A 19,312-nucleotide genomic window follows, 5' to 3' on the forward strand; every position below is an offset into this window, starting at 1 on the left:
TTATGCGAAATTTCAATGTCTCACGAGACCCTCGGACACACCACCGGCCAGCTCGTCAGGAAGCAGCCGCTACATGCTTCAGTGCTTCCGGCGGTTGGGCTTAACCTTCCACTCGCTCGGCTTTCGCGACCGGAACGTCTCACCAGCCAGAATCGCAGATGCATCCGGGATTGCAGGCCCGTCAGCAGCAGGCCGGTACGCTCGTTTTTGGGGGGCCTCGATGTTCTTGCCGGATGGCTTTGATCCCAGAGCATTCTTCTCGTGCGCCCGCGACTTCTGAGTCTCGGACTTCGGAGTTTTCGCACCTCTACTCACGGGAACCAGCGTATCTCTGGAGCATTGCCCGTTCGTAGTACCCGAGTGCGATGAAGGCATCAGTCGGACTCTGGGGGCTTCACCAGGATGGTCGTTGCCGGGTCGACGTGCTCTGACCACGCGAGTGTTGGGAGGTCTGCTCCGTCAAGCCCGGCCAGCTCCAGCGCTGCCTGGCCCGACAGATGCGAGGATTTGATCGATTGGCCATTGGCAATGGCGGCGTAGAACTGGGCGGCGTAGTTGATCGCGTCGCCGTCGTCGATGCTGCCAGCCATCCCGATCGCGAACGGAACGACTTCTGCAACAAGGCCATCGATCTGAGCTGCAGACTTGCAGGCGTTTAGCAGCACCAGCATCGGCGGGGCATCGGTCGCTGCGATCGCCTTTGCAAAAGCACGAGCAGTCACGATCACCCCGTCATGTGGGTCGTCGTGCTCGTCCTCGAAGACGACAAGGTCCTCGTTGCTGTGCCCAGAGAAGTGCACCACGTGGGGGCGAAACTTCGTGATCCCGTCGAGTAAATCGTTGGTCGTTGCAGCCGGGCGCACGTCGAGCTCGATGAGATCGCGATGCAGTGCGGATTCCACAGCTGCGCGGATGCGCTTCTGTTCGCGCCCTACCCGCAACTCGCCGGCAGAGGAAGCCCCAAGGATCAACACGCGGAGTTTCTCCGACTTGGGTGACCGCAACTGACGAACCGCATGCGCGACAGCCGATTCGGCGCTGACGATCCTCGAGTCCAGTGCTGCGCGCTCCGCCGTGGCCCGCCGGTCAGCCTGCTGCTGATCCCGCTTCTGCCGCCGCTCGGCAGCATCTGCCTCAGACTGTTCGGCGCGGGCGAGCCTGGCTATCAACGCTGACTCGTCTTTCGCGTAACCCGATGCCTTCGTCTGCCACCGGCGAGCTTCCTTGCCAGCAGCCGCTGCCTCGCCGTCGCGGCGCTCGGCCTCGCGGAGTTTGCTCTTGGCCGTCGACTCGCTCTTGGTCTTCGCCGCAGCCTGCCGAGCCTTATCGGCCTCGGCCCGTTTCTTCGACTCCTTGCTCCGATACTCGCCAGCCTTCTTCTCGGCCTCGACCCGCTGACTTCGCTTCCGTTCGAGCTGCCGGCGATACTGGCTCGCGCTCATCATGCCTCCCAGGACCCTGTTCCACCTGACTCACGGTATCGCTGGGCACGGACACTTTCGTTTGCGCGTGCGGGCCAAATCCGTCGCCGCCAGGACGTACGCTGCGCTGGTGATGATCGAGGAGAACGACGGCTTCGACGACGACGAGGCACTACTCGCGCCAAACGGGAATGATTGGAAGATCGGGCGTCTGGACCGCGTCCCGATGCGCGATGTTTGGTCGCACGAGGCCCTCGACTTCACCCCCTGGTTGCTCAGGAACGCTGATGTGCTCGCCGAGGCGTTGGGGATGACTCTGAGCATCACCGCCGCCGAGCACCCCGTTGGCCGATACCGGCTCGACCTACTCGGATCCGACGGCGACGGACATGTCGTGATCATCGAGAACCAGTTTGGGGAGTCGGATCACTACCACCTCGGCCAATTGCTCACCTATGCGAGCGGCACCGACGCCGCCAATGTCGTGTGGCTGACCGAGAAATTCAACGACGAGCATCGCGCCGCCCTGGAATGGCTCAACGAACGAACGAGCACCGCGACGCGGTTCTTCGGTGTCGAGGTGTCCGCTGTGCGGATCGGTGACTCGTTACCTGCGCCGCACTTCCGTGTCGTCGTCATGCCGAATGATTGGGAGAAGGCGGCGCGTACGACTGTCCAGGCGCAATCCACGAAGCAAGTGCTGTACAAAGAGTTCTGGGGCCAGTTCCGCGCAGCGCTGAGCGATGCCGGGCTTGACACGTGGACGAGCGCAAAGTCAAACGCCGGCAATTGGTTTGGACTTCCCGCTGGCTCGGATGGCACGGTCTACGGTGTCGGGTTCGGATTTTCAGCCCGAATACGATCCGAGCTGGCGTTCGACAGCGACAAGCCCGACATCAACGACCGCCGATTCAACCTGCTCCATGGATTGCGAGACACCATCAATGGGGTTTACGGATCGGAGCTTGCGTTCGAATCCCAGCAGGGCCGAAACATCAAGAAGATCGTCGATTACGCCGACGGCTCGATCGAGAACCGTGACGACTGGCCGCGCTACATCGCATGGTTCATCGACGCCCAGCGCAGACTGCGCAAGGCTGTCGAAACTGCAGGAGGCATCCCAGCATGAGCCGCCTTGTTTCGTTGCTACACAAGCTCATACAAGGTTCCTCTGTTGATGACAAATGCCTACCACCCGGCACCGACATCGCCGGTACGCCTTACGCGGCATGCTCGTGTGATGCTGATGACCCGGCGCCGTGCTCGGAAGCGCTCGCTGCTCGGCGTGGCGGACGCTCGCTCACCGCCGCGATCGCCTGGCGATTGAACTCGGGGATGCCCTCGCGGCCGCGGGTCTGCCGTCGAAGCAGCTGCGGATAGACAACGGGTGGCGCTGTTCTGGCCAGAACATCGAATGGTGGAGAACGGCCGGCTTGCAGCGACATCGGCGGACGGCGTTCCTTTCCTAATCATTGCACTCAGAACCGGCGGTCTCGATCCAGGGCCATCTGCCACCAACTCTCGTAGCGTTGGCCACCGGACAACGCGATCACGACTGTGCCTGGTGGCCGCGGAACACCCTTGAGTGCGATGCCTTCGACGAATGCGATGTGCGGCAATGTCGTGGCGCCACTGCCGGCGCCATCCTCGGACATCGCATACGGGTGTCGAAGTTCGCGGGGGAAGTGACAATGTTCGACAAGGGCAGGCACGACGAGCTGGCGGAAGATGTTGTCGAGGTCCTTGCCCGAGGAGCTAGGAACGAAGAACGCCGTTACTCCGACTGGCATGTCCGGCGGATATAGGTAGGGATATCGCGCCATCCGGTCAGCCACCAAAGTGTGCACCGACTCTTTGAACGCCTCGGTCTCCCCTGGCCGCGATGGCAGCTGGCCTAGGTTGAACCCATACGGCATGAACGCCAACCTGTCCAACGCTTCGGCGGTCAGTTCCAGGAACTGGTGCGGGCATCGCGGCGGCACGGCGGCGTAGCTGTGGACGAGGGAACGCGCCAGGTAATCGGTCGTCTTCAGAACGCTATCTTGGAGATCGAAGCGCTTGCTGCGTTTCGCCATGGCGTAGAGCTTCTGGCCCAATTCTGAGGTGTCGTTGCGCCAGTCGGCGATCGCTTCATCGGCGGACTCCATCCGGAAGTCGAGGTCGAGCTGCTGATCCCGATGCACCTCGTCAAAGTCATCGTCGTCTGGCATGCGGCGCATCTCGTCGCGGATTACCGCCGAGCGCTGCGCCGCGAAATAGATCTGTGGTTCGACGTCGGGGAACTCGTCGACCCGGACATAGAGCATGCTGACTTGCCGATCATCCTGGTAGACAATCGGTTTACCTTTCGCGTGGGATCCGAGTTGATCAAGTAACCGTTTGGCGAAATTTTGCGGCTGCGGCGCGTTCCTGCTGGCGACCGCCCACACATCGAGAGCAACGTCGGCCCTCGGTCGCGGCCAACCACCACCGCGATAGGCACGCTCCCATTCATCTGCGGCGGCCACGATCAACGCTCGCTCCTGGGCAACCCCACCTGACCCCTTGGCTTTCGGTTTGATTGCAACACCGCCTCGGGCGGTTGTTAGCTCGCGCCACATAGCGCGGCACTCAGCGCCTTCTGTGGAGTCCCAGAAGTGCTCTCGGCTCATCGATTCACAACCTCCCATCGTCATCTAAGAGGTGCCGCCAATATGTGATGTTGCAGGAAGCCGAATCGCGGACGACGAGTCTACGTGGGTAGAGAGGACCCGGATTCCTGGACAACGCTCTGGATTACAGCTTCTCGTCCGTCTTACGCTCACGCCGTTACGAGCTGCATCAGCTCGGTGTAGTCCGTGACGACCTCGTACTTGACGTTCTCGCCGTTCTTCTCGTTGAGCGATGCGAAGAACTTCCGGGCGCATTCGATCTTCGCGTCCTCGACTCCTTTGAGCTGAAGAGACGAGAGGGAGCCTTTGGTCTCGGCGACGAAGTAGATGTGTTTGACGGTTCCCTCGGTGAACGCGATGGCCCAGTCTGGGTTGTAGTCACCTACGGGGGTCGGGATGAAGAACCCGCGTGGAAGCTTCGCGTAGACGGCAACCTCCTGACTGGTGTCGAGCTCGGTGACAAAGTCGCGCTCCACTTTCGAGTCCGTGACGACGTAGTCGTAGATGTGCTTCGTCAGCTTGTTGCCGGCGTGGGTGAGGTCCTGCTTGGTCTGGTTCTCTGTGAAAATCGCTGTGTCGAACCGGTCTTCGAGCGCGTCGTAGGTCAGGTGCTCGACGATCGCTGTTGCCTTCTGCTCGTTGATGAGTCGGACGGCCTCGGTGATGAACTGCTCCGGATTGAGCCGGAACTTGGCGAACGTCTCCGGTGTGACTCCGCTGAGGATTGCCGCCGCGGTACGACGGGTGAGCTGAGTTTTTTCGGTGATTTCACCGAGTAGGTCGTATTTGACCTGGGACGCGGCCGACACCGTCGCGGTGTGGGTTGTGGTGCTGGATACGTCGAACCCGGCACCGCTGGTGAGGTCGTCGGCTTCGAGGGCGTCGCGCTGCGTGCCAGCTTGGACAACGTATTGCATCGCGGCGACCTTGAGATGCTTGTCGAGTGCATGAATGCACTTGGTGACGAGCTCGGATGAGTCGAACTCGACCTGATAGACGGCCTTGTGGTTGATCCGGCGCCATAGGGCCTGGAACTCTTTCTTGGCGAAGTTGGCCTCATTGAGCGGGATCTTCTTGGGCTTGCGGTCGTCCGTCGGGGCCGGGACGTCGATATTGAGCGAGTCGACCAAGGGCAAGAGAAACTTGAGCATCGGTTTCAGGATCTCTGATGCCGGCTCTGCCAGCGTGCCAGCCTCTGTCGCTGCCTTGTACTCGTCGGAGAGCGTGTCATCGTCGTTCAGGTAGTCATTCTTGATCAAGTACTTATAGAGAGCCTGCGCAAGGGCTTCCTCGACTAGCGACTCGCCGTCTTCAGTCTGAATGGTCTTGCCGGTGAAGAACTTCACGCTTGCCTTGCGTGGCCGCGCAGCCAGCGAGTCGGAGATTTCCTTTTGCAACCCGGCGACGAAGTCGGTGTAGGACTCATCGGTCACGACCGTCAGCTCGTTGATGTCGTGAACCGTAACGGGGTTGTCCATGCGTTCGCCATGTTGGTCGACGGCCAAGCGCAGGCCGCGGCCAATCTCTTGCCGCCGAGATACGGTGTTATCGCTTTTCTTGAGCATGCCCATCACGAAGACGTTGGGGTTGTCCCAGCCTTCCCGAAGGGCGGAGTGGGAAAAGATGAAGCGAACGGGCTCGGCCAGCGATAGCAGCCGCTCCTTGTCCTTGAGGATCAGGTCGTAGGCGTCGACGTCCTTGGATTGGCCCTTCTCGTCACCTGTCGTGTGCACTGGCCCGTCGACCGCATGCCTGGTCTTCTTGTCGATCGAGAAGTAGCCCTCGTGCACGGCATGCACGTCGTCGCGGCGAAGATACGCCCGGTATGCCGCGGCTGCGATGTCGAGTTCGAGCTCGCCGAGAATCTCATCGACGATCGCGGCGTACTCCTCCTCGAAGATCCGGGCATAGTCGCCGAGCGTGTCCTCGCGGTCGTAATCGCGGTACTTCGCAACCTCATCAATGAAGAACAGCGACAACACCTTAACGCCTTGGGCGAACAGCTCCCGTTCCTTATCGAGGTGAGCCCTAATCACCTCCCGGATCTGAATGCGGCGCTTGGCTTCTTCGGTGACGTCACGGTCGGAGAGCTGTCCAGCGATGACCACATCACCGTTGCTGAGTTCGATGAAGTCGCGGTTGGCGTCGATGTCGGTAATGAAGAGGTCCTTGTACGCCTCGATGCCATTGGAGATGTCGTGGAGGTGGGCGCCCACGTCGAGGCGCTTGACCTGGCGACTGATCGGCCCACCTTTGGTCTGTACCTCGATCTCCACGCGAGCCCGCGGTTTTGCGCCCTTAGCGATCTCGATTGCATCGAGGTACAGGTAAGCCGTCGTGCCGGCCAGTCCCTTCACGGTGATGCCTCGCACCGCGATCTTCTTGACCAACTTCTGGTTGTACGCATCGAGCGCGTCGAGGCGGTGAACTTTGGTGTGCTCGATCTTGTGAGTGGCCGAGTAGCGCAGCACCATAAGCGCATTGAACCGCGACAGTGCTTCCAATGACTTTGGCGCACTGATCTTTTGCGGTTCGTCAATGATCACGATGGGACGGTTTGCACTGATGACATCGATGGGACGCCGCGACTGGAAGTCGTCGAGTTCGTCGTAGATGCGGCGGTTATCCTTGCTCGTCGAATTGAACGCCTGGATGTTGATGATCATCACCTGCACCCCGGCATCCGAGCTGAACCGCTCCAACTCATGCAGCTGGGATGAGTTGTAGATGAAAGACCGAGGCTTAGTGCCGTACATCTGCTGGAAGTGCTCGGCCGTCAAATCGATTGACTTCTTCACACCCTCGCGAATCGCGACCGACGGGACGACGATGATGAATTTCGACCAGCCGTACCGCTTGTGCAGTTCCATCATCGTCTTGATGTACACGTAGGTCTTACCGGTACCGGTTTCCATCTCGACGTCGAGATTCGGAGCACCCGGAGCGGCCTTGCTGTCCACCAGCTTGTCCGACAGCGGCAGGTTTCGCGACCGTTGAACTCGCTGAACATTCTCTAGCCACTGCGCTGGTGTCAACGCGATCTCGGCATTGCGCAGGCCCGAGTCGGAGGTCGCGCTCGGGTCAAAGAGCATCGGGGCCGTGGCCGGCTTCGCACTGCCCGGGTCGATCCGATAAGAGACACCATCATGCTTTGGCTGCCCAGCGAAGGCTTCGACAATCGCGTCCACGGCATCGGTCTGATACTGCTGAATCTTGAACTGAAGCTTCATCAGTGTCAGATGGCCTTCACATCCGTCGCCGGGGAGATCTCACGGAAGATCTGTTCCGCATTGATCCGAGCGTCGTCAGAGGCGAAGCCAGAATCGCGGAACACAGCCCGCAGCGGCCCACGCTGCGCGATGGCCCGCACCAACTCATGGCTCAGAACCGAATCGAAACACGCGATGAGAGCGTCGTCCTCGACGAAGTAGACCTCATGGCCCTCGAGCTTCTCCACACCGATGGGCATCGTCAGTTCGAGACCCCAGTCGAGCAACACCTGGAAAAGCAGATCCTCGGCGGAGCGACCAGGCTTCAGGCTGTCTTCCATCGACGGCAGCGCCTGCTGGTCAGTCTGGTCCGGTGTTCGCCAGACAGCCGCCATGTTCGTCGTGTCAACTCTGAGAGCCCGGAAGCCGACGTCTAATTCATTTGCACCCAGACCGGCGTCGTCGACCACTCTCCTACCAGCTCGCCGGATGCGCTCTCTGCAGAGAGCAGCAATCGTCTGGTAGCCCTGTTTCGCCGCTTCCGACTTCGGGTCCGGAGTCTCGTCAAGCTGTATCACGATGAATCGACGCGAGCCCCCATCTTCCGAATTCTTCGCAAGCACCGCGTGCGCCATGGTTCCGGATCCGGCAAAGAAGTCGAGGACGAGCGAGTCGGGAGCCGTTGCATGCTCAAGCACCCGCTTCATCAGCTGAACGGGCTTCGGATTGTCAAACAGCTTGCTGCCGAAAAGAGACGCTAGATCTCTCGTACCGTCGTCCGTATTGCCGGCGTAGCTGTGCTCCCAGAAGTTGATCGGAGTCAAGCCGCGGGCTTCAGAGAGAAACATCTTGATGGCAGGAACGGGAGCAGACCCATCCGTCCCCCAATATAGAAGGCCCTCACTGTGCAGCCTCTCGAATTCCTGTTTTGAGCGTCGCCACGCATTGGCCGTCGGCGTCGCCACCTGGCCGGTATTAGGGTTCGTAATCGGGTAACAAAGATTGGGACGCTGCTCCGGCGTTGCGGGGTTGAGAAAGGATGCTCCCTTCCAGGGTCCGCGGGGATCGTTGTCAGGATTTGTGTAGCGACCGTCGGCCTCGTCTGTACGTGGCAGAAGATTCACTGCGAATGCGTCGGAGCGACCATAGACGAGGATGTGTTCCACCACCGTAGTGAAATCCTGCGTGTTATTGCTGCGCGTGTAGCGCTTCTGCCACGAAATGTCAGCCCGGAAGTTCTGCTCACCGAATAGCTCGTCGCAGATTCGACGTAGATTCGCTGATTCATAGTCGCCCGTCGAAACGAAGAGGGCTCCATCCTCAGCGAGCAAGTTGCGGGCCAGCTTCAGGCGTGGATACATCATGCTGAGCCAGTCGGAGTGGAAGCGGCCGTTGGCTTCGGTGTTCGCCACGAGCTTGGCGCCCTCCCCGTTTGCCTGGCCGGATCGCGCGAGGTAGTCAGTGGCTGACTCGGCGAAATCATCGTCGTAGACGAAGTCGTTACCGGTGTTGTAGGGCGGGTCAATGTATATGAGTTTGACTTTGCCGAGGTACGACTCCTGCAGCAGCTTCAGGGCTTCGAGGTTGTCACCTTCGATGAATAGATTTTCGGTGGTGTCGAATTCGACAGATTCCTCGCGGATCGGACGAAGGGTCTTGGCGATTGGCGCGTTGGCGGCGAAGGCTGCTTCCCGCTTACCGGGCCAGTCGAGCCGGTAGCGCTCTTGCGGGCCCTCCACAACATGATCTGACAGTTCCTGGCGCAGCAGGTCGAAGTCGACGGCCTTCTTGGGATTCCCATCGGCGTCGAGCGTCTCGGTGATGACGTTGGGGAACAGCTCCGCGAGCCTGTCAATATTGGCCTCGGTCATGTCGGGCGATGTCATGCGAAGTTTCTCCACCTGCTACCTCTGCTGTTCCAGTTCTGCTTGCTTAGTTTTCAGGGCGCGCCGAAGCTCCACCTTGCGGTTGAGTTGCGGCTCGGCACGGAGTTTGCGCTCCAGGGAGGCGACCTCGCGTTCGAGCTTGCGCACGGCCTGGAGTCTCGCAGCAACGTCTGACAATTCCTCTCCTGGCCGTGCTGATACCGGAGTCAGCGGCGTGAGGAGTGCGGTGTACAGGGACGGCAGGCTGATCGCTGTCGGTAGTGGCTGCCGCTCGGCATCCGGGGGTTGCCAGTCGGTCGTGTAGTAGGCGCTGAGCTTCGGCGTAGCGGGGCCGACCTGCTTGTGCGATGCAGCCATCCGGACCCGCTGCTCGTCTCCTTCGCCCGTGACTATCTCGAAGATAATGGGGGTCTTCACCGCTTTGTCGATGGCCGCGAGCACGGACTCGCCGACATCGTCGCCCTTTGTATCGATCTGGAAAACTTGGATCTCGGGGACGTCTGCGTTGCCGGGCAGGTTGATGGTGGATTGGGCGAGTTTGTAGGCCCAGGTGATGCGTTGGATCTCGGAAACGAATTTGTCACGTACCGCACCGGGGACGGTGCCGTGTTCGTAGAACTTGGTCTTCGGGACGGTACGACCGAATTTGGCGGCGACGGGCCAGCGGTAGAGCAGGGCCGTCATGTGGTTCCTTCGGTGGCGTCGACGATCGCTATGAATGCGGTGAGTTCGAAGTCGTCGAGGCCGGCGATTGCCTGGGTGAGCGCGGTCGTGTGTCCATCGCTGAAGAGGCTGTCGATATCGCGTTCTTCGGTGACGTCGATCATGGATCGGATTGCTGCGGTGAGCAATTCGGAGTACTTGCCCATCTCTGCGCCTTCGCGGGTGGCAGCGTTGAAGACGCGGGTGACCTCGGTGACGGGTTCCTCATGAGGCCGGCATCCTGTGCGAATCAGGTCGAGCAGGTGTTTGGCCTCCGTGTGGTCAGCGATGACGTTGCCGTTGTCGTCGAGGTAGACAAGGTAGTGCGGGTGAAGCCGGTTGCCCCGATTGATGTTCTCGTTGGCGTCGACGTTGCGCAGCGCGAACAGCACACCGGGGTGGAGGCCTCTTGAGGGGTCTGCGGGGAGCACGGCGTGAAGTCCCTTCGGCGCGGTGGCCAGATCGCCGGACTCCTTGAGGTATCCCAGCAGGTCCATGCGGAAGTCGTTGAGACCGAGATCGGTGATGGACACACCGGTGCGGACGTCTTCGAGTTCGATGACTTCGTCTTGGAGCTTGCGGAGCTGCTCCTTCCGGAACGCGGCATCGCTGCCTTCAAGGGTGAGGACATTGTCGTCGGCGGTGCCGGCGAGGTCGGCGATGACCATGCGGTTCTCGACGCGTTCCTTGAGGTTGATGTATTCGTCGAGGGAGATGTCGGGCCAGAAGTTCACGAGCTGGATCTGGGCGTTGGTCGAGCCGATGCGGTCGATGCGGCCGAATCGTTGGATGATCCGTACCGGGTTCCAATGAATGTCGTAGTTGACGAGATAGTCACAGTCCTGGAGGTTTTGACCTTCGCTGATGACGTCGGTGCCGATCAGCACATCGAGTTCGCCGGTGTCTTTGGGCATGGTGAGGTGGCGTTGTTTGGACTTCGGCGAGAACAACGTCAGGACCTGCTGGAAGTCGTAGCCGGTCCCCAGCGTTGTTTTCGCGGCGTGGGCGCCGCCGGTGACGAGCGCGGTGTGTAACCCGGAGTCGCTCAATGCCGGCGCGAGCTGTTTGTAGAGGTACTCGGCGGTGTCGGCGAACGCCGAGAAGATCAGTGCCTTGCGATTCAACGGGTTGAGGGGGTTGGCGGCCTTGTCCTCGATGAGTCGTTTGAGCTCCTGCAGCTTGAGGTCGTGATCCGGTGTGACCCTGCGCATCTCGTCGAGTAATTCACGGAGGGTCTCGCGGTCGTTCCACAGATCGCGCTGCCAGGATTCTACGTCGATGTCGTCGAGGTCGATCTTTATCTTCTCGCCAAACGAGAGGGCCTCGACGTTGGCGTCGTCCTCGTCGTCGACATCGAGGTCCAGGCCGGAGAAATCGACGCTGAGGTCGTTCAAGGATCCCGTTCTTGACTTGAGCCGGATCAGAGTGTTGTCGACCGCCCCTTCAATTTTGGCGAGGGTGAGCCGGAACGCCTCGACCGAACTCTCCAAACGCTTGAGCAGGTTGACCGTCATGAGCTTTTTCAAGCCCTGCTCACGGCCGAGCTGCCCGATATTAGAGCGCGCAGTGCCGCCCTTGACGTTGTAGAGATCTTCGTACTTGCCGATCCGGCTTGGGAATACGTAGGCCAGCGGCGTGTAGACCGCCAGGGTGAGCACCTGAAGCTGTCCGAAGATTTCGTTGAATGCGGGCACATCGGGGAGGTCGGAGAGCGGCTCACGAATCGACCGCGGCGGGAGCCGTTGCGGGAAAGTACCGATCTCGGTGGTGTCGTAGAACGCCTGAATGTGCTTGCGGGACCGCGCGATGGTGACCGAGTCGAGCAGTTCGAAGAAGTCGAAGTCGAGCATCTGCAGGATGCGGTCGGTGGTGCGCGCCTCGGGGTCGAGCTTGGACCACTCGTTGAAGACGCGCTGCGCGTCGCTGAACACTTTCTCGACCGTCGTCGAGATGTTGAGGTGCTGGCTTAGGTTCTCGGACTCTCCTTCGTAGGCGAGCTGGAGTTGGTTCTTCAGGTCGTTGAAGCGGTTGTTGACCGGTGTGGCCGACAGCATGAGCACCTTGGTCTTGACGCCTTCGCGAATGACTTGACGCATCAGCCGCTGGTAGCGCGACTCTTTTTCTTCTGCGTAGTCGGCGTTGCGGAAGTTGTGGGACTCGTCGATAACGACGAGGTCGTAGTTGCCCCAATTGATTCGGTCGAGCCGCAGACCCAACGATTCACCTCTGGTGCGGGAAAGATCGGTGTGAGCAAGGACGTCGTAGTTGAACCGGTCGCGAGCGAAAATATTGGTGGTCAGATTTGCGTTGTAGTTGGTCCAGTTCTCCGCAAGCTTCTTCGGTGCAAGCACCAGGACGGACTTGTTGCGCAGCTCGTAGTACTTGATCACTGCAAGCGCGGTGAAGGTCTTCCCGAGTCCCACGCTGTCAGCGAGGATGCAGCCGTTGTAGGTCTCTAGCTTGTTGATGATTCCCGTCGCGGCGTCGCGCTGGAAGTTGTACAGGCTCTGCCAGACCTGCGTTTCCTGGTAGCCGGTGCGGTCGTTGGGCAGGACGTCCTCGCTGATGTCGTCGAGGAATTCCGAGAACAGGTTGTACAGGATCAGGAAGTAGATTCGCGCCGGTGAGTTTTCGGCGTACACGCTCGCGATGTGGTCGTACACCGCTTGGGTGACATCTTCGAGCTGCGTGGGGTTGTTCCAGATCTGATCGAACAGGGCGGCGTATTGCCGTGCCATGGGAGCATCGTCGAGCTTGGTCACGACGTTCGACACCGCGTTCCCACGTTCGTAACCAAGGTCGGCAGACGTGAACCCCTGGATCGGCTGGTAGGCGACCTTGTCATCCACAACGGCGAACTGCTGCATCGGTGCACCGGTCCGGTTCGACCGGAAGCGAGCCTTTCGGCGCACCCACTCCGCACATTCACGCGCGATGGCCCGCTGCGTCAGCTTGTTGCGCAGGCGGATCTCGAACTGAGAACCGTAGAGCGACGACTCCCCGTTCGATCCCGGCGGAATGAAGAACTGGCGGCGTTCCTTGGGCAGCTGATCGGTAGCCGCCGCGGCGACAAACGACGGCGAGGTGAAGACGAACTCGAGCTCTTCGAGACGCTCCAACTCCTTGCGCAGCGCCTCAAACGCGAAGATGGAAAATGTCGATGCAGCGATACGCAGCTTCGACCCAGCCTGCACCTCAGCCTTGAGATCGTCGCCCAGGAGATCGTTGACGTTGTCGATGATGTGCACGTTCAGTCCTCCGCGGCCGTCGCCCCGTTGCGACGAACCCAATCGTCGACCTCGGCTGCCTGGAACTTCCACAGGCGCCCCAGCTTGTGAGCTGGCATGCCCTTCTCGGCGATCCAGGCGTACACGGTGTCCTTGGTGACGCCAAGGTGGGTAGCGATGTCGTCGGCTGACAGCCACGGCTCGGGCACGGGCGACACCTCCTGGCTAATAGCTAATCGACACCTCGGTGCATGGGCGAGATGAGCTTATCGGGAAGAGACCCATTTGGACCGGTTTTGACCGGGTATAGCGGGTGAAGCCCGTTGCACGCCGGGCTTGGGTTGGCGAACGCCGGCGAGGAGACGGAGGAGAAGTGGGCAGTCGTTATCGTCGGTCCAACAGAACACTGAGGTTGGCCGATAATCACCTTCGTCTGCGTGCTGCACGGTCCCGTATAGGCGTGACGGTGCCAATCGGAGTCTCGCCCCGACTGGCCTGAAGCTGCGCGTTGAGCTCTGCGATCACGGTGACGGCGGCCCGGTTTCTGCGTTCGAGGTGGCTGTTGTGTTCGCGCAGCCTCGCGATGCACTTCTTGAGTTCCGTGACCGTGGCCTGTAGTCCAGCGAGCTCGGCGTCACGAGGAGCGGGTTCCGTGCCGACGCTGGCGTTCCAGTCTGCGATTACCTCAGTGGCACGGTTCATGGTTGCGCGGCTGACGCCGGCTTCGATGTGCAAGTTGGCTTTCGTGAGCCGGCCGTCAGTCCGTTTGGACTTGCCCGCCAGCAGGCGCTCCATCGCGTCGCGGAGCTTCTTCTCGGTTGCCGGACTGACGGTGGTCACTTCGGCTCCTGGTGGGTGATTTTGCGGACGTCGGCGAGCTGGGTTTCGAGGCGCTGGCGATGGACGGGTGCCATTCTCTTGTCCTTGAGCTTGTCGACGAGGTCGGATTCCTCGCGCCGCCAGATGGGCAGGTGTCGGTCGGTGATGACCGAGTTTCGGCAGGTGGCGGGTTGACACATGCTCGGGATCGGGCCGCCGGCTTTCACGGCTGCGGATGCGCCTTCCAGGCATAGCGCTTTGGCGGGGTCACCGAGGCAGTGATTGAGGGTGCCGAGTCGGATGGTGGCGAATTCGTCGCGCAGCAGGTTTCGGAGCATGCGTTCGTTACCGATGGCGACGGTGGTCTTGGCGCGGTCGGTGACGTCGTCGAGGCCGTTGGCGAAGGTTGTTGCGCCGGGACCGCGCAGAGCGTGGTCGCCTTGGGCGTGACGTGCCCAGTCAGCGACGAGTTCCCCGGCGGCCGCCTCCTTGACGTGGTGTTCGAATTCTTTGGCCCATTCAGGCGTGGGCGCCGCGTACCCGCTCGTGGTGGCGTTGGCAAGTGCGCGAACGGCGTTGTGTTTCAGTGTGATCCCAAGTGCGATCTCGCCGTCTGGCTCGTTGGCGGTGATCACGGCCATGGTGCGACGAAACATATGCGGCGCCAACGGAGTCGTGGGAATGGGCTCCAAGCCGTTCTGGGGCGAATGGTCGTTGACCCACGCCACGAACGATCGGATCTGTTCGTACTGGTCGAATCCTGCCAAGTCGCGGTGCACGCCTTCGCGCACCGCGCCGAAGAGCCGGTTCTCGTCGCGGGTGATCTGCTCGGCGACTTTGAGCGCCCTCACGACAGGTTCACTGACCCACCAGCGTTGAGGTGTACCGCCGTATGGCTGCATCTTGTGCAGTGTGCTGGTGACGGCGGGGGCACCGTAATGTGTTCCGATGGCCCCGGTGGCGAGGCTTTGAACTTCGCTGTCACGCATCATCGTCATGATCGCGACGAAAATGTATGCGGCGTTGCGCAGTTGGGTGAGTTCCTTGCTGACGATGATGCGGTCGAAGCCGCTTATCCAGGGCCCGTGTGTGCCGTCGGGCCGTTCAACAGCCGCGGGTTGGACCGAGCTGTAGCCGTATCGAGTGGGCACGCCTTGGCTGATCGCCTGATGGACGCGAAGTTGCCGAGCAGGTCCGCGGTTGCCGTAAAAGTTGGTGCCGCTCAATCGAAGTGCCGTGCAGAGACCCAGGCCGTCCCAGTTGATGTCTCCCGCCCGTGCGCGCCCCAAGGTGTAGATGTGCAGGGGAACAAAGGCTTGAGGTGATGACAGCCAGGCGTCAAGCGCATCGTCGATATCCCGTGTCGAGGGACGGACCTCCCGGTTTTTGGGTCCACGCGTATTGAGGAGCGCAATTTCGTCGCGAGCAGCGGTGATATCGGGGGCGAACGTTTCGATGTAGGTCCAGCAGGCGCGTACCAGTGGCCAGAAGGTTTCCGGCGGGATGACGGGAGTCTTGACTTCGCCGCCGGATCTTGCAGCCCACGGGTCGACCTGGATGGAAAGTCCGCCGTTGGGCAGGAGCCCCCGGAAATCACCGAGGTGACGCAGAAGGTCGTTGGCGCTACGGCCGGCAGAGAAGGATCGAGCCTTTCGCTCGGCAAGGTAGGCCTCACCGTCAGCGTGAGTCCAGGCCGACAGGTCGGCGGTGAGACCGGCCCTGGCGGCCCATTCCGCGAGGTATCTCAATTCGGTGAGGACATGTCGGATGGACTTCAATTTGTAGGGCCGATTGGAACGATAGATTCCGGCTCGCCTGACTATGGGGTGGACCGGTTGCAGCATGGCCATCGCGAGGGTTTTGGCGATCGGCACCCACCCGTCGGGATACACATCGAAACGCAAATGTGCTTGTGCAGCATTGAGGTTCGGTGCGAGACCGCTGGCGGTGAGATCCCAGCGCGGGAGGTCCCCGAATCGGGGGTCAGGCCCGTCGGTCACGCGGCGGTCAGCGGGTAACACCGGCTCGTCGGGATCGAAGCCTGTCAGTGTCGGACAAGTCTGCGGCTCGGGTGCGTTGGTCATTGTTCAGCCCTTTGTCCAAGCGGGCGGTGCAAATGGACGTCCGCCGGGCGGGCAGCCTCGATCTGCTCGGGTGGGAACTCGGCGACAATGGCGTCAATGTTGACTCTCTGCTGGCCGTAGATCTCGCTGAACACCCTCGGCGGCGTGTTGTTCTCGATGGCGTCCAGTGCCTCTCGGTAGGCGATCAGGCGCGGAAGGTGATCGCGGAATACGATGGCGTTACGGCATTGCAAGCACATCGACGGTGAGGCATGGCATAGCGAGCCCTGATCCATGAACGGTGCGTCATAGGGATCTCGGCAAGCAGCGATCGTCAGTTCCTGCTCAGTGGGCGTCTCCGCGGCGACGGTGGCGGCAATTTCGGCGAGCTCGGGATCTGTCGGTGATTCGGAGACCTCGGCTGCCGTCGCGGCCACGAATGTTGGTCCCTGTGAGGCGCGTTGCAGGACCTTCTGCTGCGCACGCAGCACCGTCTGGGCGGCGATCGTGTGAACGGTCGTGGTTTGCGCGTAGTGGTCGCGGAAGACCTCGACGGTGTGGTCGTCGCCGGCAGCGCCGGCGAGAGTGCCCAGCAGAGCCGCGCGTGCACTCTTGACCGTCTTACGGAGCCGGCGCATGTCGTGGGGTTGGCTGATCGAGAGGCTGTGGCGCTCAATCAGATTCTTCAGCGTGTTGAGTTTTCCGAAGTGGTGCTCCCGGACCACGTAATGGGGGTACTCGTGGTCGAGCCGATCACGGACAGACCGGCATCCGGTCACCCAGAACAGCGGTTGATCCGGCGTCAGCGCGTGGGCGTGGCGCATGGCATGGGCAGCTCGCCGCACAAGGTCGCCAGCCTTCCACCCCCACGGCTGGTCCCGCGGCGAGGCCAGGGTGTGCCATCGGATCCGTTGGGCACGCGCCTTTGTCGCCCGAACCCGCACGGACTCCACGCCGAACTCGATGTCCTCGCGACAGAGTCGAGCGCTCTCTTCGGGCGACCATCCGGTCTGCAAATGCAGTAACACCCGGATGGCCAGGAGATACTCGGCATCGGGAGCCAGGAATGCGCCGACGGCAGTCAGCAGTGGTGGGGCCTTGATTCGCGCGGGGGCGCGTCGCACTCCCGACATGCGGTCGATCTCCAGCGGATCAAGTTGGCGTCGTGATCCGGCGAGATGGACGTGAAACCCATCCTCATAGGGCACATTGCGCAAAGCCCACAGCACGTTCTCCACGCGGTTCCACCCGTGGATCCGCGGATCGTGGCCATCGCGAAGTAGGGCGTCGCCGCGCGCCAGACGGTCCTCTGTGTCGCGCACGATCTGCCGGCAGGTCTGCTCAAGTTGGAGGCGCTCGTTGTTGCTGAATTCGTCGAGCGGGAGTTCCTGCCATGGCCGTCCGTCTAACACCTGGCCGTTCGCCCAGTCCGCCAGCACACCGCCGGGAATCCCGTTGGACTGCAGGTAGCGGGCGACTTGATTGCGAAGCTCCATGCCCAGGTCTTTGGCTCGGACGCTGGGCGGGGGAAACTCGGCGACCATCGCCGATTCCCAATCATGCAGCCGCCGGGCCACGTCCGCGCCGTCGCCGGACAATGTCAGGAATCTGTCCGCGTCCGCGGTAAGGAACTTCCCGACACTACGAACCACGCTGGATTGGCGGGACACTGTGCCAGGTGATAGCGACGCGGTCTCTGCGCATTCCTTCCACGCGTCAGCCAGTTCAGCCACGAGCCGTGTCGCAACGTACTGGGCTGGATCGATTCGAGATTGTTTCAGCGGACCACCCGGCGGAAACGTCACAGTACGCGGCTGGCGGTCGGAATCGTTCACGGCCGTTGTGCCTCAATTTGCGCGAGAACGTAACTGGCGTAGTCACGTTCGTTGTCGCTCCACGACTCGAAGGCACGTTGAATGAGCTCGTCTGACTCATCGACATAACGCAGATAAACCATCGTCGTGGACGGGCCGGCATGCCCGAGCAGACGCTGCAAAGTCAACAAAGGGTTGTGAATGATGTGCTCGCTGATGGTGCCGAACCCGTGCTTGGGACGCGATCGTTCGAGCTGCGCAGCACGCGCCTGCAGGCTACGCAGCATCACCACGGCAAAGGTATGACGCAAGTCGTGTGGCGTGACCGCCACCGGCATGATCGGAACCTGGCCCTCGAAGTTCGCCAGCCGGTCGTTGGCCTCCTCAAAGTATTGGTGCCACCGCCGCTGCGATGGCGGCAGGCCGCCTCGACCGACGAACAGCGACAGTGGCTCGATCCCGCCAGGAGTCACCTTCACCAGTACGCGTCGCGTCTCTGGCGGAATCGTCGCGAACTCGTCGCGCCGCTCGTCACCATTAAGCGTGTAGACCAGCTTGCCCGCCGGCAGGTCAACGTCGTGGACCACCGCCATATTCGGCAGTTTCCGGCGCAAGCTCGCCTGGGCCTTCCGCACCAGCGATTTCCGCTCCGTGCAGCGGTACAGCTCAACTCTCTGGACGGTGGATGCCGGAACATAAACTCGGCGTCGACGGCCGTTCTTCGCGCATGCCTCCAGCACCAGTGAAGTGCCAGCCCCCTCCGATCGGACCTCGACGTCCAGCAGGGTGCTCCATTCGGTGAGCCTCATCCCCGTGGTCAGTGCCAGCTCGGCGGCGCACGCGTTTCGGACCGTAGACCTGCCGCGGTAGGAGCGATCCAGCTCTCCCGTGGGCAACTCCCCGCCGAACCCAACATCGCGCAACGCGACCCACTGCGCGTGAGAAAGCGCCCGAACATCCATCTCAGTCCGAGGAATCCGCGGAGTCACCACCGACCGGCTGCCGACCTGAATCCACGGCAAACTGTCTCTGCGCCCGGTTTCGTACAAGTACGTGAAGAGAGCTCGAATCACCACCAATTGCCGAGCCCACGAACGCGGCGAGACCCCGGAAGCGAATCGGTTCGCCCGGTAGGCCACCAGGTCCGACTCCGAGACATCTAGCACCCCAACGCCTCTCGTCTCTAGGAACCGGCCGAACTCGAGCGCGTCGCGGGCATAGGCGACAACAGAGTTCCGACGTAGATTCTGCGAGTACAGCCGCAGGAATGTGCACCAAGGTTCCACCGGGCGCATCGAATCGTCCACCAATACCGGAGTCCCGTCGGGCACTCGTGGCGTCGAGATGGCGTTGGAGCCGACCGCCTTCAACCCGTCCGGCCGCGACACCAGCGACCAGTCAGCGAAGTACAAATCCACCGGCAGCGTCCCCCTCAACGGCCCTTCTGTAGTCAGGGTTGCGGGCACTGTAACGGGGTTGCGCATGGATCCGAGTGAGACACGCCCAAATACAGCGCATAA

The 19,312-nt window shown here is 61.3% G+C and carries 12 protein-coding genes; 1 reads left to right on the plus strand and 11 read right to left on the minus strand.

Features of this window, described 5'->3' with window-relative positions:
• Window positions 1–374: 374 nt before the first annotated feature.
• Window positions 375–1,442, minus strand: coding sequence for a hypothetical protein (locus QXK92_RS33680; protein ID WP_079615624.1), 1,068 nt, complete (start codon window positions 1,440–1,442; stop codon window positions 375–377).
• Window positions 1,443–1,509: 67 nt separating this feature from the next.
• On the opposite strand from QXK92_RS33680, the gene QXK92_RS33685 reads away from it, so the two are divergent.
• Window positions 1,510–2,550 (plus strand): DUF4268 domain-containing protein, encoded by a 1,041-nt coding sequence (locus tag QXK92_RS33685; protein WP_165746009.1) that lies wholly within the window; start codon window positions 1,510–1,512, stop codon window positions 2,548–2,550.
• A 349-nt stretch (window positions 2,551–2,899) separates the two neighbouring features.
• Here the strand turns inward: QXK92_RS33685 and QXK92_RS33690 are convergent, their stop codons facing one another.
• From QXK92_RS33690 to QXK92_RS33735, 10 genes are all read right to left on the minus strand, one after another.
• On the minus strand, window positions 2,900–3,727 hold the full coding sequence (locus tag QXK92_RS33690; protein WP_306239637.1) for a hypothetical protein: 828 nt from the start codon (window positions 3,725–3,727) through the stop codon (window positions 2,900–2,902).
• A gap of 494 nt (window positions 3,728–4,221) precedes the next feature.
• Window positions 4,222–7,302: a type III restriction-modification system endonuclease gene (locus tag QXK92_RS33695; RefSeq protein WP_079615608.1), complete on the minus strand. Its 3,081-nt coding sequence runs from the start codon at window positions 7,300–7,302 to the stop codon at window positions 4,222–4,224.
• Window positions 7,303–7,307: 5 nt separating this feature from the next.
• Window positions 7,308–9,167 carry a site-specific DNA-methyltransferase gene (locus tag QXK92_RS33700; protein WP_202910314.1) on the minus strand — a complete coding sequence of 620 codons (1,860 nt, stop codon included), beginning with the start codon at window positions 9,165–9,167 and terminating at the stop codon, window positions 7,308–7,310.
• Between the two features lie 18 nt (window positions 9,168–9,185).
• Window positions 9,186–9,851, minus strand: coding sequence for a DUF4391 domain-containing protein (locus QXK92_RS33705; protein ID WP_079615612.1), 666 nt, complete (start codon window positions 9,849–9,851; stop codon window positions 9,186–9,188).
• Entirely contained in the window at window positions 9,848–13,117 is a 3,270-nt protein-coding gene (locus tag QXK92_RS33710) for a helicase-related protein (RefSeq protein ID WP_079615615.1), read from the minus strand. The genes QXK92_RS33705 and QXK92_RS33710 overlap by 4 nt, the downstream gene beginning before the upstream one ends.
• A 2-nt stretch (window positions 13,118–13,119) precedes the next feature.
• On the minus strand, window positions 13,120–13,305 hold the full coding sequence (locus QXK92_RS33715; RefSeq protein ID WP_052525842.1) for a helix-turn-helix domain-containing protein: 186 nt from the start codon (window positions 13,303–13,305) through the stop codon (window positions 13,120–13,122).
• 214 nt (window positions 13,306–13,519) lie between these two features.
• Window positions 13,520–13,936: a hypothetical protein gene (locus tag QXK92_RS33720; protein ID WP_079615617.1), complete on the minus strand. Its 417-nt coding sequence runs from the start codon at window positions 13,934–13,936 to the stop codon at window positions 13,520–13,522.
• Window positions 13,933–15,999: a hypothetical protein gene (locus QXK92_RS33725; protein WP_079615619.1), complete on the minus strand. Its 2,067-nt coding sequence runs from the start codon at window positions 15,997–15,999 to the stop codon at window positions 13,933–13,935. Before QXK92_RS33725 ends, QXK92_RS33720 begins: the two co-directional genes overlap by 4 nt.
• On the minus strand, window positions 15,996–17,648 hold the full coding sequence (locus tag QXK92_RS33730; protein ID WP_157932037.1) for a hypothetical protein: 1,653 nt from the start codon (window positions 17,646–17,648) through the stop codon (window positions 15,996–15,998). Before QXK92_RS33730 ends, QXK92_RS33725 begins: the two co-directional genes overlap by 4 nt.
• 161 nt (window positions 17,649–17,809) lie before the next feature.
• On the minus strand, window positions 17,810–19,099 hold the full coding sequence (locus QXK92_RS33735; RefSeq protein WP_306248710.1) for a site-specific integrase: 1,290 nt from the start codon (window positions 19,097–19,099) through the stop codon (window positions 17,810–17,812).
• Window positions 19,100–19,312 lie beyond the last annotated feature (213 nt).

It is taken from the genome of Mycobacterium sp. TY815 (assembly GCF_030755135.1).
In the GTDB taxonomy this organism is placed as follows: domain Bacteria; phylum Actinomycetota; class Actinomycetes; order Mycobacteriales; family Mycobacteriaceae; genus Mycobacterium.

Excerpts from the sequence above, each read along its gene's own strand:
- QXK92_RS33680 (WP_079615624.1), bottom strand. The coding sequence starts at position 1,442 with ATGAGCGCGAGCCAGTATCGCCGGCAGCTCGAACGGAAGCGAAGTCAG.
- QXK92_RS33690 (WP_306239637.1), bottom strand. The coding sequence starts at position 3,727 with ATGCTCTATGTCCGGGTCGACGAGTTCCCCGACGTCGAACCACAGATC.
- QXK92_RS33695 (WP_079615608.1), bottom strand. The coding sequence starts at position 7,302 with ATGAAGCTTCAGTTCAAGATTCAGCAGTATCAGACCGATGCCGTGGAC.
- QXK92_RS33700 (WP_202910314.1), bottom strand. The coding sequence starts at position 9,167 with ATGACATCGCCCGACATGACCGAGGCCAATATTGACAGGCTCGCGGAG.
- QXK92_RS33705 (WP_079615612.1), bottom strand. The coding sequence starts at position 9,851 with ATGACGGCCCTGCTCTACCGCTGGCCCGTCGCCGCCAAATTCGGTCGT.
- QXK92_RS33725 (WP_079615619.1), bottom strand. The coding sequence starts at position 15,999 with ATGACCAACGCACCCGAGCCGCAGACTTGTCCGACACTGACAGGCTTC.